We start from the raw sequence: 17,405 nt of genomic DNA on the forward strand, positions 1-17,405 counted from the left end.
ACCCCTCAGTTCTCCTGAGCGCAAAACACCAGCTCAAACGGGATTGTCAGTGGGGGCGTGCACGATGAACACATACGGCCACAGCGCCGTCACCCGACGACAGGAGGCTCGTCATGGCCGGCCACTCCGCCGCAGCCACGCCCCGGCGCCGCACCGGCGCGCGCCCCGCCCCCGCCCAGCTCGGACCCGCGTCCGACATCCACCCGGTCCTGCGCCGCACCTCGGCACCGCCCGCCGCCCTCGACCTGCTCGCCAAGGCCCGGGCCGGACTCGACGAGGCCGCCGCGCTCGACGTGCCCAACGAGGCGTACGCCACCGCCCACCTCGCCGCCCTGCGCACCGCCGCCGCCGTGCTCGCCGCCCGCGGGCGGCCCGAGCGGGACCCGCGCAAGCGGGCCCGGATCCGCAGCACCTGGGAGGTGCTGCCCGAGATAGCCCCCGAGCTCACGGAATGGAGCGCCCTGTTCGCCGCCGGCGCCGAGCGCCGGGCCCGCGCCGAGGCCGGGATCGCCGGGGCCGCGAGCCGTCGGGACGCCGACGACCTGCGGCGGGCCGCCGGGGTGTTCCTGCGCCTGGTCGAGCGGCTGCTCGTCCTCCAGCCGGTGCTGCCCCGGCAGCCGGGCGGGCGGGAAGCCACGGGATGACCAGGGGATTCCGTCCGAGGCCATAGGGTGGGGGCCGGACGTTCGTTACCCGTCACCGAGGAGTCAGCAGCCGTGTCGGACCCTTCTCCCGTCTCCGGTCGAGAGGCGACCTCGCGCCCGTCGCGCGCCTCCCTGCGTACCGCCGTCGTCTGGGACGTCCTCCAAGACGCCCTGGACCGCCGGGCCGAGGCCACGGGGAAGAAGAGCCTCGACGTCCTCGACACGGGCGGCGGCGCCGGGAACTTCGCGGTGCCGGTGGCCCGTCTGGGCCACCGGGTCACCGTCGTCGACCCCAGCCCCAACGCGCTGTTCGCCCTGGAGCGGCGGGCCGCCGAGGCCGGCGTCGCCGACCTGGTCCAGGGCGTCCAGGGCGACATCCACGGCCTGTTCGACGTCGTCGACCGCGAGGGCTTCGACGCCGTGCTGTGCCACGGAGTCCTGGAGTACGTGGACGACCCGGCCGAGGGCGTGCGCAACGCGGCCGCCGCGCTGCGCTCCGGCGGCAGCCTCAGCGTGCTCGCCGCCGGGCTCGGCGGCGCCGTGCTGGCCCGGGCCCTCGCCGGCCACTTCACCGAGGCGCGGCACGCGCTGAGCGACCCGTCGGGCCGCTGGGGCGAGGGCGACCCCGTGCCCCGGCGCTTCACCGCCGAGCAGCTCACCGAGCTCGCCGGGGCCGCCGGCCTCGACGTCGGCGCCGTCCACGGCGTCCGGGTCTTCGCCGACCTGGTGCCCGGCGTCCTCGTCGACACCGAGCCCGGTGCGGCCGACGCCCTGCTGCGCCTGGAAGCCGCGGCGGCCGAGCTGCCGTCCTTCCACGCGATCGCGACCCAGCTGCACGTCCTGGGCGAGAAGCGGGCCTGACCGGTCGTCGTCCGACCACGCGTGCGGCCGTGCCCCGGGGTCTTCGCCCCGGGCACGGCCGTATGCGCTGAGCAGCGGCGCAGCCGCAGATGGAGTACGCCACAGACGGCCCGGACGGAGACTTGTCCCCGTATGATCGGGAGACACGATCCGGCATGACGGGCAGGGGGCTGGGGAATCAAGGCCTCAGCATCCGAACCGCATGGCGGCCCGGATTGGCGATTTGGCATTGAGGGCGGGTTTCACGGGGGCGATTCCCTGCCTATCCTGAAAGGGCCGCAAACCGGTCGCCCCCGCGACCGACGACTAGGAGGACTCCGTGCCGCTCTCGGAGCACGAGCAGCGAATGCTCGAGCAGATGGAGCGAGCGCTGTACGCCGAAGATCCCAAGTTCGCGACAGCGCTCGAGGGAAGCGGACTGCGTACGTACACCCGGCGACGGGTCTACCAGGCAGTCGCCGGCTTCCTGGTGGGTATCGCGCTCCTCATGGCCGGAATGGTCGCTCAGCAGATCTGGATCAGCGTGGTGGGGTTCCTCGTCATGCTGGGCTGCGCGGTCCTGGCGGTCACCGGCTGGCGCAAGGCGCCCAAGCCGGGCGAGCACGTGCGGGGGGCCGCCGGAGGCGGCCGGCAGACCCGACAGCGACGCTCGATGATGAACCGCATCGAAGAGCGGTGGCAGCGCCGCCGCGACGAACAGCAGGGCGGCCCCCACTGACGGCCCCCGTTCGGACGACGACCTGAGATTCGTGGGCCCGCGCCATCGGCGCGGGCCCACGAATGTTTTCCACGACGTTCTTCCCGAGGGCTCCACCGCGCCCTCGTCCTGGGCCCGCCGCGCGGCGGGCCCAGGACGAGGGGCTGGGGACGCGACCTGAGGAACGGGGCCGCCCCGTGCGTCAGCTCGCGTCGCGGGACGGGCGGCGGGAGACCGTTGCGAGCAGCGCGCGGGTCCTCGCGGACCAGGCGTTCCTGAACGCCGTCGTGCGCTCCCGCGTCGCCCAGACCACCCGTGCGGCCGAACGCGGCGCGAGCAGCGCGCGCAGCCGGGTGCGGCGGGAGGACACGCTGTGGAAGCCGCGGCGGACGACGGCGGCCTGCTCCGTCAGACCGGTGGCCGGACGGGGCCGCGGGGCGTAGAGGGCTTCCTCGACGGCCCGGGCCACCCGGTGCACCGCGTCCGCGGCGTCCTGCGGCAGCTCGGCCTCGCGGATGAGCCGCGCCGCCGTCCGCCGCGGCGTCCGCGACTCGTCCGGGGCCACGCCGTGGTCCCAGGCCAGGTCGTTGATCTCCTGCCACACCGCCAGGACCCGCGTGACCGGGTCGGGCGCCGGGCCGAGGCGCCTGGCCCGTACCCGTGTGCGCCACAGCAGGGGCAACAGCGGGAGGCCGAGGAGCAGCAGGATCCCGGCGCAGATCAGGGCGATCTCGTACGGCGGCAGGCCGCCGTCGTCCGAGGCCGCACCACCCGCGGCCTGGTCCGGCCCGCACTCGCCCAGCCGCTTCATCTGCGGCGGGCAGCTCTCCGAGCTGCTGGGCATCGCCGACGGCTGGGCCGAGGCACTGGTGGAGGGCTGCGCCGACGGGGTCGACGCGCCGCCCGAGGACTGCTCACGGGCGTAGTCCGGGACCGTTCCGCGCGAGGGCGTCGGCTCGAAGCGGGTCCAGCCGGCCCCCTCGAAGTACAGCTCGGGCCACGCGTGCGCGTCCCGGATGCCGACCGAGACGGAGCCGTCGGACTGCGGGGTGCCCGGCATGAAGCCGACCGCGACCCGGGCGGGGATGCCCAGGGAGCGGGCCATCGCCGCCATCGAGAAGGAGAAGTGGACGCAGAAGCCCTCCTTGTCCTTCAGGAAGCGGGAGATCGCCTGGACCCCGGTGCCGGAGGTGACCTCGACGTCGTAGCGGAAGCCGCCGTCCTCGGCGAACCAGTCCTGGAGCTTCACCGCCCGCTCGTAGTCGTTGCGCGCGCCCCGGGTGACCTCCAGGGCCGTCGAGCGGACGTCGGCGGGCAGGGAGGCCGGGACCCGGGTGTACTCGCGGCGCAGCTCGTCCGGTGCGGCCGGGGCCGCCGCCAGCTGCTCCGCCGTGGGCCGCACGTCGAGACTGGTCACCGTGTAGCGGGCGCCGCGGGTGTTCTGCCCGTTGTCGCCGACGAGCATCCGGCCCGCCGGCTCGTAGCGCCAGCTGCCGCCGATGGAGACCTTCGCCGCCGGGTACGGCATGGGCAGCCACTTCTGGTCGTATCCCGAGGAGGCGACGAGGTTGGTGGTGATCCGCGTGGTCGGGACCTCCTGGGAGAGGCCGGCCGGCCAGGGCAGGTCCTCGGGCACGTCCTCGATCGGCCGGACCGAGGACTTCCAGGCGGTGCCGTCGAACTGGTCGAGCGCGACCAGCCGCAGATACAGGTTCCTCGTGCCGGTGGCGTTGGTGCGATAGCGCAGGACCTCGTGGTCCTCGGGCTGGCGCAGGTTGTTCTGCAGCGACACCAGCGGGTTGACCGCCGAGATCGTGCCGCCCTTGCCGCCGCTGCCCTCGCCCTCTCCCTTGCCGCCGCCGAAGACGCCCCCGCTGAGCCCGGGCAGCGCGAACGGCACCACGAGGGCGATGCCCATCGCGACCACGCCGATCCGGCGCCCGGTGCGCGCCGGCGCGAACGCCGGACCGCCGTCGCCGGGTGCGGAACCGGGCCGGCCGGAGCGCTGGGCGCCGCCGAAGACCCGGCCCCACTGGGAGAGCCGGTCCCGGCCCTCCGCCAGGAGCAGCAGCAGATAACCGGCCGCGGCGAGGAGGAAGTACAGCCCGCCCGCGCCGCCGCCGGACAGTCCCGCGGCCACCGAGTACAGGGCGAGCAGCGGGAGTCCCGCCGGGGCCGCGCTGCGGAAGGTCACCGCGAGCGCGTCCACGAGGAGCCCGATCGCCGCCACGCCGGTGACGAGGAGCAGCCGGATGCCGGGTGTGTTCGGCGCCGGGATCGCGTACGTGCCGACGTCGTTCACGCCGGCCTGGAAGAGCGTCCCGAAGGCGGCGAAGACGTCGGGCCCCGGCAGCACCAGCAGGATCGCCTGCTCGCGCGCGAAGACCAGGGTCAGCACGAGCAGCGTGACGACGGCCTGCGCGGCGATCGTCAGGGGGCGGGCCAGCGGCACCCGTCGGGTCACCGTGCCCACCGCGCTCTGCAGACCCAGCAGGAGCGCCGCGGTGAAGATCCAGGTCGCCGGCTTCACCAGCGGCAGCAGTGCCGTCGACGCGGCCAGGGTCGCGCCGAAGGCCGCGAGCGTCAGCCGCGTGCGCCCGCTCATGACCAACCTCCGTACGTGTCGGCCGCGGGGGCCTGCGCGGCCGCCCCGCCGGCCTGCTGCCACAGATCGGCGAGCCGGACGCCCGGGGTCACGGCGTACGCCTGCCACCCGGCCTCCCGGAGCCGCCGCAGCCGGTCCTCCACCGCACCGGCGACGGCGCCGCCGGTCAGCCAGGTCCCGGAGTCCAGCACGAAGGCGATCGCCGCCCCGCCCCGCTGCCGCATCCGGGCCGCGAGCGCCGCCTGTTCCTCGTCGAGGTCGCCGAGGAAGGCGACGAGCAGGCCCTCGTGACCGCCGCGCAGCACGTCGAACGCGCGGGACAGCCCGGCCCCGTCGGAGTGGTCGACGACCGCGAGGGTGTCCATCATCAGTCCGGCGGCGTCCCCCGAGTCGTGGCCGGAGCCGGCGAAGCCCTCGGCGCCCTCGCCGGGCACGCTGCTGCCGGTGTCGGTGAGCAGCCGCACCGCGTAGCCGCGCTCCAGAACGTGGGTGAGCACGGAGGCGGCGCCGGAGACGGCCCATTCGAAGGCGGAGTCCGGCCCGGCGCCCTCGTAGGCGATGGCCCGGGTGTCCAGGAGCACCGTGCAGCGGGCGCGCTGCGGCTGCTCCTCACGGCGCACCATGAGCTCGCCGTAGCGCGCGGTGGAGCGCCAGTGGACCCGGCGCAGGTCGTCGCCGTGCCGGTAGGCGCGCGGGATGATGTCGTCGTCCCCGGCCAGCGCGAGGGACCGCTGCTGCCCGTCCCCGTATCCGGCGGACTCGCCGGCCAGCTTCACCTGCGGCAGCGGTTCGGTGCGGGGGATGACGGTCAGCATGTCGTAGGCGCGGAAGGAGCGGGTCAGCTCGCACATCCCGAAGGGGTCGTTGAGCCGGAGCTGGAGCGGGCCGAGCGGGAAGCGTCCGCGCAGGTCGGAGCGGACCCGGTAGGACACCTCGCGGCGGCCGCCCGCCTCGACGCGGTCGAGCACGAAGCGCGGGCGCGCGCCCAGCATGTACGGCACGTGGTCCTGGAGCATCAGCAGGCCGGTGGGCATCCGCGAGACGTTGTCCACGCGCAGGTGGACCCGGGTCTCCGCGCCGGTCTCGACCCGCTGCGGGGCGAGCCGGCGGCTGCCCGCGACCCGGTACCGGGTGCGGTGCAGCACGACGACGCAGATCAGCGGCAGCACGGCGAGCAGCAGCCCGACGCGCAGCAGATCGGCCTGGCCGAGCACGTAGGCGCAGAGCGCGGCCGCGACCCCGGCGGCGAGGAAGGACCGGCCGCGGGTGGTGAGCCCGCCCAGGGCGGCCCGCAGACTGCCCCGGTCGCCGTCGTCCGGACCCCCCTGATGAGGAGCGGCGGCGGTGCCCATCACAGCCGCCGGGCGCCGGGCTGCTGCTGGCCGTAGAGCGGTCCGGGCTGCTGCACCGGGGGAGCGGTGGCCGGGACGGGCGTGCGCTGCAGGATGTCGTTGACGACCTGCTCGGCCGTGCGGCGGCCCAGCTGGGCCTGCGCGGTGGGCAGCAGCCGGTGGGCGAGCACCGGGGCGGCGAGCGCCTGGACGTCGTCCGGCAGCACGTACTCCCGGCCGCTCAGCGCGGCGGAGGCCTTGGCGGCCCGCAGCAGGTGGAGCGTGGCGCGCGGGGAGGCGCCCAGCCGCAGGTCGGGGTGGGCGCGGGTGGCGGCGACGAGGTCCACCGCGTACCGCTTGACGGCGTCGGCGACGTGCACCGCGCGCACGGCCTCGATCAGCTTGAGGACGTCATGGGCGTGGGCGACCGGCCGGAGGTCGTCCAGCGGGGAGACCGAGCCGTGGACGTCGAGCATCTTGAGCTCGGCCTCGGCGTTCGGGTACCCGATGGAGACCCGGGCCATGAAGCGGTCCCGCTGCGCCTCGGGCAGCGGATAGGTGCCCTCCATCTCCACCGGGTTCTGGGTGGCGACCACCATGAAGGGGCTGGGCAGCTCGTAGGTCTGGCCGTCGACCGTGACCTGGCGCTCCTCCATGGACTCCAGGAGCGCGGACTGGGTCTTCGGCGAGGCCCGGTTGATCTCGTCGCCGATGACGATCTGGGCGAAGATCGCGCCCGGCTTGAACTCGAACTCGCGCCGCTGCTGGTCGAAGATCGACACACCGGTGACGTCCGACGGCAGCAGGTCGGGCGTGAACTGGATACGGCGCACCGAGCAGTCGATGGACCGCGCCAGCGTCTTGGCCAGCATCGTCTTGCCCACGCCCGGGACGTCCTCGATGAGGAGATGTCCCTCGGCGAGCAGCACGGTCAGCGCAAGCCGTACGACCTCGGGCTTGCCCTCGATCACACCCTCCACCGACCTGCGGACCCGCTCCGCTGTGGTGGTCAGATCTGTGAGGCTCGCTCGATCGTCATAGGTCGTCACCCGGCCCTCCTCGGCCCTTTCCGCAGCACAGACACCTGCCCCCGGCGGATGGGCCGGGGGGTGTCACCCGTGCATTCTTGTTGGCGTGACCGGGTCGTGTCACTTGCCTGCGGTGCGCCTGTGGATAACTCCGGGCGAATTGCCGGGGTTTGTGGCCTTGTGCCGAGCCCGGTCCGGACCGTATCGGCGGCCCGGACCGGGATTGACGGCGGATTATTCGGCCGCGTCGGCCGGATCGATCTCGCGCAGCAGACCCGTCGTCACATCGAAGACGAAGCCCCGCACGTCGTCGGTGTGCAGCAGGAACGGGGAGGTGCGCACCCGCTGCATCGACTGCCGGACGTCCTGGTCGACGTCCCGGAAGGCCTCGACGGCCCAGGGCGGCCGCTGGCCGACCTCGTCCTCCAGCTCGTGCCGGAAGTCCTCCGTGAGCGACTCCAGACCGCAGCCCGTGTGGTGCACCAGCATCACGCTGCGGGTGCCCAGCGCGCGCTGGCTGATCGTGAGCGACCGGATCACGTCGTCCGTGACCACACCGCCCGCGTTGCGGATGGTGTGGCAGTCGCCGAGCTGGAGGCCGAGCGCGGCGTGCAGGTCGAGGCGGGCGTCCATACACGCGACCACGGCGACGTGCAGCACGGGGCGCGCGTCCATTCCGGGGTCGGTGAAGTCGGCGGCGTAACGCCGGTTGGCCTGGACGAGACGGTCGGTGACCGCGCTCTCCGTACGTATCGAGTCGGCTGAGGTGTGCGCAGAGGTCGACATGTCTCCGACGGTAATGGTCTCGGGCTGCCCAAGCCTGCTGTGAGAGCGGACAAAGAGCGTCAATGAACCTTGTTGTGAGGCAACCCACAGGCCGTAGACAACGGGGCCGACCGGGTGAACGGCGCGAATCGTGCGGTCGTTCCCGGCGGGGCGCGCGACGCGCCAGCCGGTTGGTTGACCGGCCCCTGCGGTGGACTAAAGTGGCGCGAAGTTCACGGAGACATCGCGCGATTTCTGCCGTTTCTCCCCGTAAGTGCGGCGGTACCCACGGCTCGGCCCTTCCGCTCGCCGGTGGTGCCTGTCCCCGCCGGATCTGAGAGGGCGCATTGAGCAACGACCGACACGTCCCGGTGATGCTCCAGCGGTGCCTGGACATGTTGGCGCCCGCCCTCGAGCAGCCCGGCGCCGTCGTCGTCGACTGCACCCTGGGCCTCGGCGGACACAGCGAGGCGCTGCTCCGCCGCTTCCCCGAGGCGCGGCTCGTCGCCCTCGACCGGGACAAGGAGGCCCTGCGCCTCTCCGGCGAGCGGCTCGCCCCGTACGGAGAGCGCGCCACCCTCGTGCACGCGGTCTACGACGAGCTGCCCGAGGTCCTGGACCGGCTCGGCATCCCGCGCGTCGACGGCGTCCTCTTCGACCTGGGCGTCTCCTCCATGCAGCTGGACGAGGCCGACCGCGGCTTCGCCTACGCCCAGGACGCCCCGCTCGACATGCGCATGGACCAGACGACCGGCATCAGCGCCGCCGAGGTCCTCAACACCTACCCGGCCGGCGAGCTCGTCCGCATCCTGCGCGCGTACGGCGAGGAGAAGCAGGCCAAGCGGATCGTCTCGGCGATCGTGCGCGAGCGCGAGAAGGAGCCGTTCAGCAACAGCGCCCGCCTGGTCGAGCTGATCCGCGACTCCCTGCCGCAGGCCGCCAAGCGCACCGGCGGCAACCCGGCCAAGCGCACCTTCCAGGCGCTGCGCATCGAGGTCAACGGGGAGCTCTCGGTCCTGGAGCGGGCCATCCCCGCGGCCGTGAAGGCCCTCGCCGTCGGCGGCCGGATCGCCGTCCTCTCGTACCACTCCCTGGAAGACCGGCTGGTCAAGCAGGTGTTCGCGGCCGGCGCCGCCAACACCGCCCCGCCCGGCCTCCCGGTCGTCCCGGAGCGCTACCAGCCCCGCCTGAAGCTGCTCACCCGCGGCGCCGAACTCCCCACCGAGGAGGAGGTGGCCGAGAACCGCCGGGCGGCCCCCGCGCGTCTCAGGGGAGCACAGCGGATCAGGGAGGACGAGGCCGAGTGACGAAACAGGGGCCCCTCAAAGGGCGGGCCGCACGGCTCGGCCGGCTCATGCCGTCCGGACCCAGCACCGCGGCCCGCACCCCCTTCGTCCTGCTCGTCGTGCTCCTCCTCGGCGGCGGTCTGATCACCCTGCTGCTGCTCAACTCCGCCCTCAACCAGGGCTCCTTCAAGCTCAGCGAGCTGAAGAGGAAGACCACCGAGCTCACCGACGAGGAGCAGGCCCTCCAGCGGGACGTGGACGACAGCTCCGCCCCCGACGCCCTGGAGCGGCGCGCCCGCGAGCTCGGCATGGTGCCCGGCGGCAGCCCCGCCTTCCTCGACCCCGACGGCACGGTCCGCGGCGTGCCCTCCGAGGCGGTCTCCCCGAAGCCCTCGCCCCGGCCCACCCCGGCCGCCGACCGCACGCCCGCGGCGCCGGGCGGCCCGACGAAGGCCGCGGAGGCGCCGAGGCCGCCGGCGTCGAAGCCGTCGGCCGGCCCCGACACACCGAACACCACCGCGCCCGCCCCGACGATCTCCGGCAGGTGATCCGTGCCCCCCAAGGAGCCCCCGCGCCGCCGTGTCCCCGGCCCCGCGCGCCCCGCACGCCCCCGCCCCGCCGCCCCCACCGGCCGGCCCGCGCCGCGTCCCGACCGGCCCCGGCGGCCCGCCCCGCGGCCCGTCCCCAGGCCCCGCACGATCCGGCTCGGCAAACCGAAGCCCCGGCTCCGCCTGGTCTCCCTCGGGCTGACCCTCGTCATGCTGGCCTTCGTCGTCCGGCTCCTCCAGGTCCAGGCCGTCGACGCCAGCGCGTACGCCGCCAAGGCCGAGAAGCACCGCTACCAGGAGTACACGCTCTCCGCCGACCGGGGTGAGATCACCGACCGCTCGGGGGTCGCCCTGGCCGCCAGCGTCGACGCGTACGACATCACCGCCGACCCCAAGCTCTTCACGCCCGAGGAGTCCGGGCTCCGGGACGCCCCGGAGCAGGCGGCCGCGCTGCTCGCCCCGATCCTCGGCAAGCAGCCCGCCGAGCTCGCCAGGAAGCTGCGCACCCCCAAGTCCCGCTACACCATGCTCGCCCGCAAGCAGACCCCGCAGGTCTGGAACCAGATCAAGGACCTCAAGAAGGTCTACGAGCAGAAGGCCAAGCCCGCCAACGGCGGCAACGGCGTCAACCTGCTCGGCGGCGTCCTCAGCGAGCCCAGCAAGAAGCGCGTGTACCCCAACGGGGAGCTCGCCGCCGGGATACTGGGCTACGTCAACGCCGAGGGCCGCGGCGCCGGCGGCGTGGAGTCCATGCTCGACACCGAGCTGGCCGGCAAGGACGGGAAGATCCGCTTCGCCCAGTCCGGCGGCCGGCGGGTGCCCACCGCCGGCTCCCAGGGCACCCCGGCCGTGCCCGGCTCCGACATCGAGCTGACCATCGACCGGGACATCCAGTGGGCCGCCCAGCAGGCCATCACCGAGCAGGTCCGCAAGTCGAAGGCCGACCGCGGCTACGTCGTCGTCCAGGACACCCGGACCGGCGAGGTCCTCGCCATGGCCAACGCCCCCGGCTTCGACCCCAACGACCTCTCCCAGGCCAACTCCACCGCCATGGGCAACGCGGCCCTCCAGGACGCCTACGAGCCCGGCTCCACCGCCAAGGTCATGTCCATGGCCGCGGTCCTGGAGGAGGGCAAGGCGGCCGCGGACACCCACGTCACCGTTCCCAACCGGCTCCACCGCGGCGACCGGCTCTTCAAGGACGACGTGGACCACAAGACCTGGTACCTGACCCTCAACGGCGTCCTCGCCAGGTCCAGCAACATCGGCACCATCCTCGCCACCGGCCAGCTCGGCGCCACCCAGGCGGAGTCCAACCGGATCCTCCACTCCTACCTGCGCAGGTTCGGCATCGGCAGCCCCACCGGCCTGGACTACCCGGGGGAGACCCCCGGAATCCTCGCCAAGCCGCAGGACTGGTCGACCTCGCAGCAGTACACGATCCCCTTCGGCCAGGGCCTCTCGGTCAGCGCCATGCAGGCCGCCTCCGTCTACTCGACGATCGCCAACGGCGGCGTCCGGATCGAGCCGACCCTGGTGCGCGGCACCAAGGGCCCCGACGGGCGCTTCACCGCGGCGCCCGCGCCCAAGGAGTCACGGGTGATCAGCGAGAAGACCGCCAAGACCCTCGCCCAGATGCTGGAGTCGGTCGTGGACGACGAGGAGGGCACCGGCACCAGGGCCGCCATCCCCGGTTACCGGGTCGCCGGCAAGACCGGCACCGCCAACCGCGTCGACCCCGAACTCGGCCGCTACAAGGGCTACACCGCCTCCTTCGCCGGCTTCGCCCCCGCCGACCAGCCCCGCGTGACGGTCTACTGCGCCATCCAGAACCCCACCAAGGGCAGCTACTTCGGCGGCCAGATCTGCGGACCCATCTACAAGAAGGTGATGGAGTTCGCCCTCAAGACCCTGCACGTCCCGCCGACCGGCAGCGGGCCCGCCCGGCTGCCGGTGGACTTCCAGCCGTGATCCCCCCCAAAGCCGTACGACCGTGCCACCCCGTGACCCTCCGGGAGCTCCAGTGACAACGATCACCCCTCGTTCCGGGAACCGGAAATCGAACTCCGGCGACGCAGCGGCCCGATTTAGCCCCCCGGCGGGTGCGCCCGGTACGCTCACCGCCGTGCCACACGCTGATCAGTACCGAACCACCCCGCCCCGCCCGGAGCGGCTCCGCCCGACACCCCTGGGCGAGCTCGCCGCACGGCTGGGCGTCGAGACCACCGGCGCCGGATCCGACGCCGAGGTCTCGGGCATTACGCACGACTCGCGCGCGGTCCGCCCCGGCGACCTGTACGCGGCGCTGCCCGGCGCCCGCGCGCACGGTGCAGACTTCGTCGCCCAGGCCGCCGGCCTCGGCGCCGCCGCCGTCCTGACCGACCCGGCCGGGGCCGAGCGCGCCGCCGGGACGGGCCTGCCGGTCCTCGTCGTCGACGACCCGCGCGGCCGGATGGGCGAGCTCGCCGCCGAGATCTACGGGCGGCCCGGCGCGGACCTCCTGCAGATCGGCATCACCGGCACCTCGGGCAAGACCACCACCGCCTACCTCGTCGAGGGCGGACTGCGCGGCGCGGGCAAGGCCACCGGCCTGGTCGGCACCGTCGAGATGCGCATCGGCGACGAGCGCATCAAGTCCGAGCGCACCACCCCCGAGGCCACCGACCTCCAGGCCCTGTTCGCCGTGATGCGCGAACGCGGCGTGGAGGCCGTCGCCATGGAGGTCTCCAGCCACGCCCTCGTGCTCGGCCGGGTCGACGGCTGCGTCTTCGACGTCGCCGTCTTCAACAACCTGAGCCCGGAGCACATGGAGTTCCACTCCGACATGGAGGACTACTTCCAGGCCAAGGCGCGGCTGTTCACCCCCGAGCGCAGCAGGCGCGGCGTGGTGAACCTCGACGACGAGTACGGCCGCCGGCTCGCGAAGGAGGCCACCGTCCCGGTCGTCACCTTCTCCGCCGGCGGGGACCCGAACGCCGACTGGCGCGCCGAGGACGTGGTCACCGGGGCCGCCGACTCCACCTTCACGGTGGTCGGCCCGGACGGCGTGCGGATCTCCGCCACCGCCCCGCTGCCCGGTCCGTTCAACGTGGCCAACACCCTCGCCGCGATCGTCACCCTCGCCACCGCCGGGATCGACCCGCAGACCGCCGCCGACGGCATCGCCGCCGTCCCCGGCGTCCCGGGCCGCCTGGAGCGGGTCGACGCCGGCCAGCCGTACCTCGCGGTCGTCGACTACGCGCACAAGACGGACGCCGTCGAATCGGTCCTGCGCTCGCTGCGCGAGGTGACCCGCGGAAAGCTGCACGTCGTCATCGGCTGCGGCGGCGACCGCGACACCACCAAGCGCGGCCCGATGGGCGCCGCCGCGGCCCGGCTCGCCGACACCGCCGTCCTCACCTCGGACAACCCGCGCTCCGAGGACCCGCTCGCGATCCTCACCGCGATGCTGGCCGGAGCCTCCGAGGTGCCGGCCTACCAGCGCGGCGAGGTCCTGGTCGACGCCGACCGGGCCGCCGCCATCGCCGCGGCCGTGGCCCGCGCGCAGCCGGGCGACACCGTCCTGGTCGCGGGCAAGGGCCACGAGCAGGGCCAGGAGGCCGCCGGCGTGGTCCGCCCCTTCGACGACCGTCAGGTCCTGCGCGAGGCGATTCTCAGTCAGCAGAGCCAGCAGGACGCACACCGTCACCAGAACAGTCAGGGATGAAGCAGTGATCGCCCTCTCCCTCGCCGAGATCGCCGAAATCGTCGGCGGGCAGCCGCACGACATACCGGATCCGGCCGTCCGGGTCACCGGCCCCGTCGTGATCGACTCCCGCGAGGTGCTGCCCGGCAGCCTCTTCGCCGCCTTCGCGGGCGAGCGCGTCGACGGCCACGACTACGCGGAGCGGGCCGTCGCGGCGGGCGCCGTCGCCGTGCTCGCGGCCCGCCCCCTCGGCGTGCCCGCGCTCGTCGTGCCGGACGTCCAGGCGGCGCTCGGGGCCCTCGCCCGAGCCGTCGTCGAACGCCTCGGCACCGATGTCGTCGCGCTCACCGGCTCGGCCGGCAAGACCTCCACCAAGGACCTGATCGCCCAGGTCCTGAGCAGCCACGCGCCCACCGTGTGGACGCCCGGCTCCCTCAACAACGAGATCGGCCTGCCGCTGACCGCGCTGACGGCCACCGCCGAGACCCGGCACCTCGTCCTGGAGATGGGAGCGCGCGGAATCGGCCACATCCGCTACCTCACCGGTCTCACCCCGCCGCGCATCGGCCTCGTCCTCAACGTGGGCAGCGCGCACATCGGCGAGTTCGGCGGCCGCGAGCAGATCGCCGTGGCCAAGGGCGAGCTCGTGGAGTCCCTGCCGGCCGCCGAGGACGGCGGCATCGCCGTGCTCAACGCCGACGACCCCCTCGTACGTGCCATGGCCGGGCGGACCAAGGCGCGCGTCGTCCTGTTCGGAGAGGCGGACGAAGCGGCCGTACGTGCCGAGAATGTCCGGCTCACAGAGAACGGACAGCCCTCTTTCAGGCTTCACACACCCACCGGGTGCAGCGACGTGACCTTGCGCCTGTACGGTGAGCACCACGTGTCGAACGCGCTCGCCGCGGCCGCCGTCGCCCATGAGCTGGGCATGCCCGTGGAGGAGATCGCCACCGCGCTCTCCGAGGCGGGCACCCTGTCGCGCTGGCGCATGGAGGTCACCGAGCGTCCGGACGGCGTGACGATCGTCAACGACGCCTACAACGCGAACCCCGAGTCCATGCGAGCCGCCCTGCGCGCGCTCGCGGCCATGGGCAGGCCCGCACAGGCCAGGGGTGGCCGTACGTGGGCGGTGCTCGGCAAGATGGCCGAGCTCGGAGACGAGTCGCTCGCCGAGCACGACGCGGTCGGACGGCTCGCCGTCCGGCTCAACGTCAGCAAGCTCGTCGCGGTCGGGGACAGGGAAGCGTCCTGGCTGCAACTGGGCGCCTATAACGAGGGTTCGTGGGGTGAGGAGTCGGTGCACGTGTCCGACGCGCAGGCGGCGGTCGACCTGTTGCGCAGTGAGCTGCGCCCGGGGGACATCGTCCTGGTGAAGGCTTCCAGGTCGGTCGGTCTGGAGCGGGTCGCCCTGGCACTGCTCGAGGGCTCCGAGGGTGAGGTCGCCGGCCGATGAGGCAGATCCTCTTCGCGGGGGCCATCGGGCTCTTCCTGACCCTGATCGGCACCCCGCTGCTCATCAAGCTGCTCGCCCGCAAGGGATACGGACAGTTCATCCGCGACGACGGCCCGCGCGGCCACGCCGGCAAGAAGGGCACGCCCACCATGGGCGGCATCTCCTTCATCCTGGCCACCCTCATCGCGTACGCCCTGGCCAAGGTCATCACCGGCGAGGACCCGACGTACTCGGGCGTCCTGGTGCTGTTCCTGATGGCGGGCATGGGCCTGGTCGGCTTCCTCGACGACTACATCAAGATCGTCAAGCAGCGTTCGCTCGGTCTGCGGGCCAAGGCGAAGATGGCCGGCCAGCTGATCGTCGGCATCGCCTTCGCCGTGCTCTCGCTGCAGTTCGCCGACCTGCGGGGCAACACCCCGGCCTCCACGAAGCTCTCCTTCATCACCGACTTCGGCTGGGCCATCGGCCCGGTGCTGTTCGTGGTCTGGGCGCTCTTCATGATCCTGGCCATGTCGAACGGCGTGAACCTGACGGACGGTCTGGACGGCCTGGCCACCGGCGCGTCGGTGATGGTCTTCGGCGCGTACACCTTCATCGGGCTCTGGCAGTTCCAGGAGTCGTGCGCCAACGCCCTGACCCTCACCAACCCGAACGCCTGCTTCGAGGTGCGCGACCCGCTCGACCTCGCGGTCGTCGCCTCCGCGCTGATGGGCGCCTGCTTCGGCTTCCTGTGGTGGAACACCTCGCCCGCCAAGATCTTCATGGGTGACACCGGCTCGCTGGCCCTCGGCGGCGCGCTCGCCGGTCTCGCCATCTGCTCCCGTACGGAGCTGCTGCTCGCCCTCCTCGGCGGCCTCTTCGTGATGATCACCATGTCCGTGGTCATCCAGGTCGGCTCCTTCAAGATGACGGGCAAGCGGGTCTTCCGGATGGCGCCCCTCCAGCACCACTTCGAACTCAAGGGGTGGTCCGAGGTCCTGGTCGTCGTCCGGTTCTGGATCATCCAGGGCATCTACGTGATCGTGGGCCTGGGCATCTTCTACGCCGGATGGGCATCCGAAAAGTGAGCGAACAGCTGGACTGGCAGGGCAAGCACGTCACCGTCGCCGGACTCGGCGTGAGCGGCATCCCCGCCGCCCGCGTCCTGCACGGTCTCGGCGCGGTCGTCACGGTCGTCAACGACGGCGACGACGAGCGCTCCCGGGCCCAGGCGGCCGAGCTGGAGGCGGCGGGGATCACCGTCCGCCTCGGCGACGGGGCCACCCTGCCGCCCGGCACCGAACTCGTCGTCACCACGCCGGGCTGGCAGCCCGACAAGCCGCTCTTCCAGGCCGCGCGGGCGGCCGGGGTGGAGATCTGGGGCGACGTCGAGCTGGCGTGGCGCCTGCGCGGCCCGGACGCGGCCCCCTGGCTCGCGGTCACGGGCACCAACGGCAAGACCACCACCGTGCGGATGCTCGCCTCCATCCTGGAGGCGGCCGGCCTGAGGACCGCCGCCGTCGGCAACATCGGCGTCTCGCTCCTCGACGCCGTCCTCGGCGAGGAGCGCTACGACGTGCTCGCCGTCGAGCTCTCCAGCTACCAGCTGCACTGGGCGCCCTCGCTGCGCGCCCACTCGGCCGTCGTGCTCAACCTGGCGCCCGACCACCTCGACTGGCACGGCTCCATGGAGGCGTACGCCGCCGACAAGGGCCGGATCTACGAGGGCAACCAGGTCGCCTGCGTGTTCAACGTGGCCGACCGGACCACCGAGGACCTGGTGCGCGAGGCCGACGTCGAGGAGGGCTGCCGCGCCATCGGCTTCACCCTCGGCACCCCCGGCCCCTCGGAGCTCGGCGTCGTCGAAAACATCCTCGTCGACCGGGCCTTCGTCGAGAACCGGCAGAAGAACGCCCAGGAGCTGGCCGAGGTCTCCGACGTCCAGCCCCCGGCCCCGCACAACATCGCCAACGCGCTTGCAGCGGCCGCCCTCGCCCGCGCCTTCGGCGTCGAGCCGAAGGCCGTACGGGACGGACTGCGGGCCTTCCGGCCCGACCCGCACCGCATCGAACTGGTCGAGGAGATCCAGGGCGTCGTCTACGTCGACGACTCCAAGGCCACCAACACCCACGCCGCGGAAGCCTCGTTGGCGGCCTACGACCCGATCGTCTGGATCGCCGGCGGCCTCGCCAAGGGCGCGACCTTCGACGAGCTCGTGGCGAAGTCCGCGAAGCGGCTCCGCGGCGTCGTCCTGATCGGCCAGGACCGGGAGCTGATCCGCGAAGCCCTGGTGCGACACGCCCCCGAGGTCCCGGTGGTGGACCTCGACCGGACCGACACTGGGGCGATGTCCGCGGCGGTCCAGGAGGCGGCCGCGCTCGCCCGGCCCGGGGACACGGTCCTCCTTGCCCCCGCCTGTGCGTCGATGGACATGTTCGCCAATTACAACAAGCGGGGCGAGGCCTTCGCGGACGCCGTCCGCGCCCTCGCCGCCACCGGGCGCGCCTGACCTGACCAGCCAAC

Annotated in this window: 14 protein-coding genes; 10 read left to right on the forward strand and 4 right to left on the reverse strand. The window is 73.2% G+C overall.

Going from position 1 to position 17,405, the window contains the following annotated elements:
- Window positions 1-113 precede the first annotated feature (113 nt).
- The 3 genes from ACIGXE_RS04225 (at window position 114) to ACIGXE_RS04235 (ending at window position 2,223) form a co-directional block, all read left to right on the forward strand.
- Window positions 114-644 (forward strand): SAV_6107 family HEPN domain-containing protein, encoded by a 531-nt coding sequence (locus ACIGXE_RS04225; RefSeq protein WP_399742720.1) that lies wholly within the window; start codon window positions 114-116, stop codon window positions 642-644.
- 72 nt (window positions 645-716) lie between these two features.
- Window positions 717-1,505, forward strand: coding sequence for a methyltransferase (locus tag ACIGXE_RS04230; RefSeq protein ID WP_399742723.1), 789 nt, complete (start codon window positions 717-719; stop codon window positions 1,503-1,505).
- A 319-nt stretch (window positions 1,506-1,824) separates the two neighbouring features.
- A complete protein-coding gene (locus tag ACIGXE_RS04235) occupies window positions 1,825-2,223 on the forward strand; it encodes a DUF3040 domain-containing protein (protein WP_376629355.1) in 399 nt (132 codons plus the stop codon).
- A 181-nt stretch (window positions 2,224-2,404) separates the two neighbouring features.
- On the opposite strand, the gene ACIGXE_RS04240 is transcribed toward ACIGXE_RS04235, so the two are convergent.
- The 4 genes from ACIGXE_RS04240 to ACIGXE_RS04255 all read right to left on the reverse strand — a co-directional run bounded on the left by ACIGXE_RS04240 (window position 2,405) and on the right by ACIGXE_RS04255 (window position 7,952).
- The gene (locus ACIGXE_RS04240) at window positions 2,405-4,807 is read right to left on the reverse strand and encodes a DUF3488 and DUF4129 domain-containing transglutaminase family protein (protein WP_399742726.1); all 2,403 of its coding nucleotides are present in this window, start codon (window positions 4,805-4,807) and stop codon (window positions 2,405-2,407) included.
- Complete coding sequence (locus ACIGXE_RS04245; protein ID WP_399742728.1) at window positions 4,804-6,159, reverse strand: DUF58 domain-containing protein; 1,356 nt, start codon at window positions 6,157-6,159, stop codon at window positions 4,804-4,806. The genes ACIGXE_RS04240 and ACIGXE_RS04245 overlap by 4 nt, the downstream gene beginning before the upstream one ends.
- Complete coding sequence (locus ACIGXE_RS04250) at window positions 6,159-7,187, reverse strand: AAA family ATPase (RefSeq protein WP_399742731.1); 1,029 nt, start codon at window positions 7,185-7,187, stop codon at window positions 6,159-6,161. The genes ACIGXE_RS04245 and ACIGXE_RS04250 overlap by 1 nt, the downstream gene beginning before the upstream one ends.
- A 213-nt stretch (window positions 7,188-7,400) precedes the next feature.
- Window positions 7,401-7,952 carry a beta-class carbonic anhydrase gene (locus ACIGXE_RS04255; RefSeq protein ID WP_399742734.1) on the reverse strand — a complete coding sequence of 184 codons (552 nt, stop codon included), beginning with the start codon at window positions 7,950-7,952 and terminating at the stop codon, window positions 7,401-7,403.
- A gap of 326 nt (window positions 7,953-8,278) precedes the next feature.
- Between ACIGXE_RS04255 and rsmH the strand changes: the two genes are divergently transcribed.
- The 7 genes from rsmH to murD are packed head-to-tail and all read left to right on the forward strand — an operon-like array spanning window position 8,279 to window position 17,391.
- Complete coding sequence (gene rsmH, locus ACIGXE_RS04260; RefSeq protein ID WP_399742737.1) at window positions 8,279-9,238, forward strand: 16S rRNA (cytosine(1402)-N(4))-methyltransferase RsmH; 960 nt, start codon at window positions 8,279-8,281, stop codon at window positions 9,236-9,238.
- Window positions 9,239-9,285: 47 nt separating this feature from the next.
- Entirely contained in the window at window positions 9,286-9,765 is a 480-nt protein-coding gene (locus ACIGXE_RS04265; RefSeq protein WP_399743760.1) for a septum formation initiator family protein, read from the forward strand.
- Between the two features lie 3 nt (window positions 9,766-9,768).
- Window positions 9,769-11,736, forward strand: a complete 1,968-nt coding sequence (locus tag ACIGXE_RS04270; protein ID WP_399742740.1) for a peptidoglycan D,D-transpeptidase FtsI family protein — start codon at window positions 9,769-9,771, stop codon at window positions 11,734-11,736.
- A gap of 52 nt (window positions 11,737-11,788) precedes the next feature.
- A complete protein-coding gene (locus ACIGXE_RS04275; protein ID WP_399742743.1) occupies window positions 11,789-13,471 on the forward strand; it encodes a UDP-N-acetylmuramoyl-L-alanyl-D-glutamate--2,6-diaminopimelate ligase in 1,683 nt (560 codons plus the stop codon).
- A 4-nt stretch (window positions 13,472-13,475) separates the two neighbouring features.
- Window positions 13,476-14,903, forward strand: a complete 1,428-nt coding sequence (murF, locus tag ACIGXE_RS04280; protein WP_399742746.1) for a UDP-N-acetylmuramoyl-tripeptide--D-alanyl-D-alanine ligase — start codon at window positions 13,476-13,478, stop codon at window positions 14,901-14,903.
- Window positions 14,900-15,970: a phospho-N-acetylmuramoyl-pentapeptide-transferase gene (mraY, locus tag ACIGXE_RS04285; RefSeq protein WP_399742749.1), complete on the forward strand. Its 1,071-nt coding sequence runs from the start codon at window positions 14,900-14,902 to the stop codon at window positions 15,968-15,970. The genes murF and mraY overlap by 4 nt, the downstream gene beginning before the upstream one ends.
- A complete protein-coding gene (murD, locus tag ACIGXE_RS04290) occupies window positions 15,952-17,391 on the forward strand; it encodes a UDP-N-acetylmuramoyl-L-alanine--D-glutamate ligase (RefSeq protein ID WP_399742753.1) in 1,440 nt (479 codons plus the stop codon). Before mraY ends, murD begins: the two co-directional genes overlap by 19 nt.
- Window positions 17,392-17,405 lie beyond the last annotated feature (14 nt).

This window comes from Streptomyces sp. NPDC053431 (assembly GCF_044544925.1).
Lineage (GTDB): Bacteria > Actinomycetota > Actinomycetes > Streptomycetales > Streptomycetaceae > Streptomyces.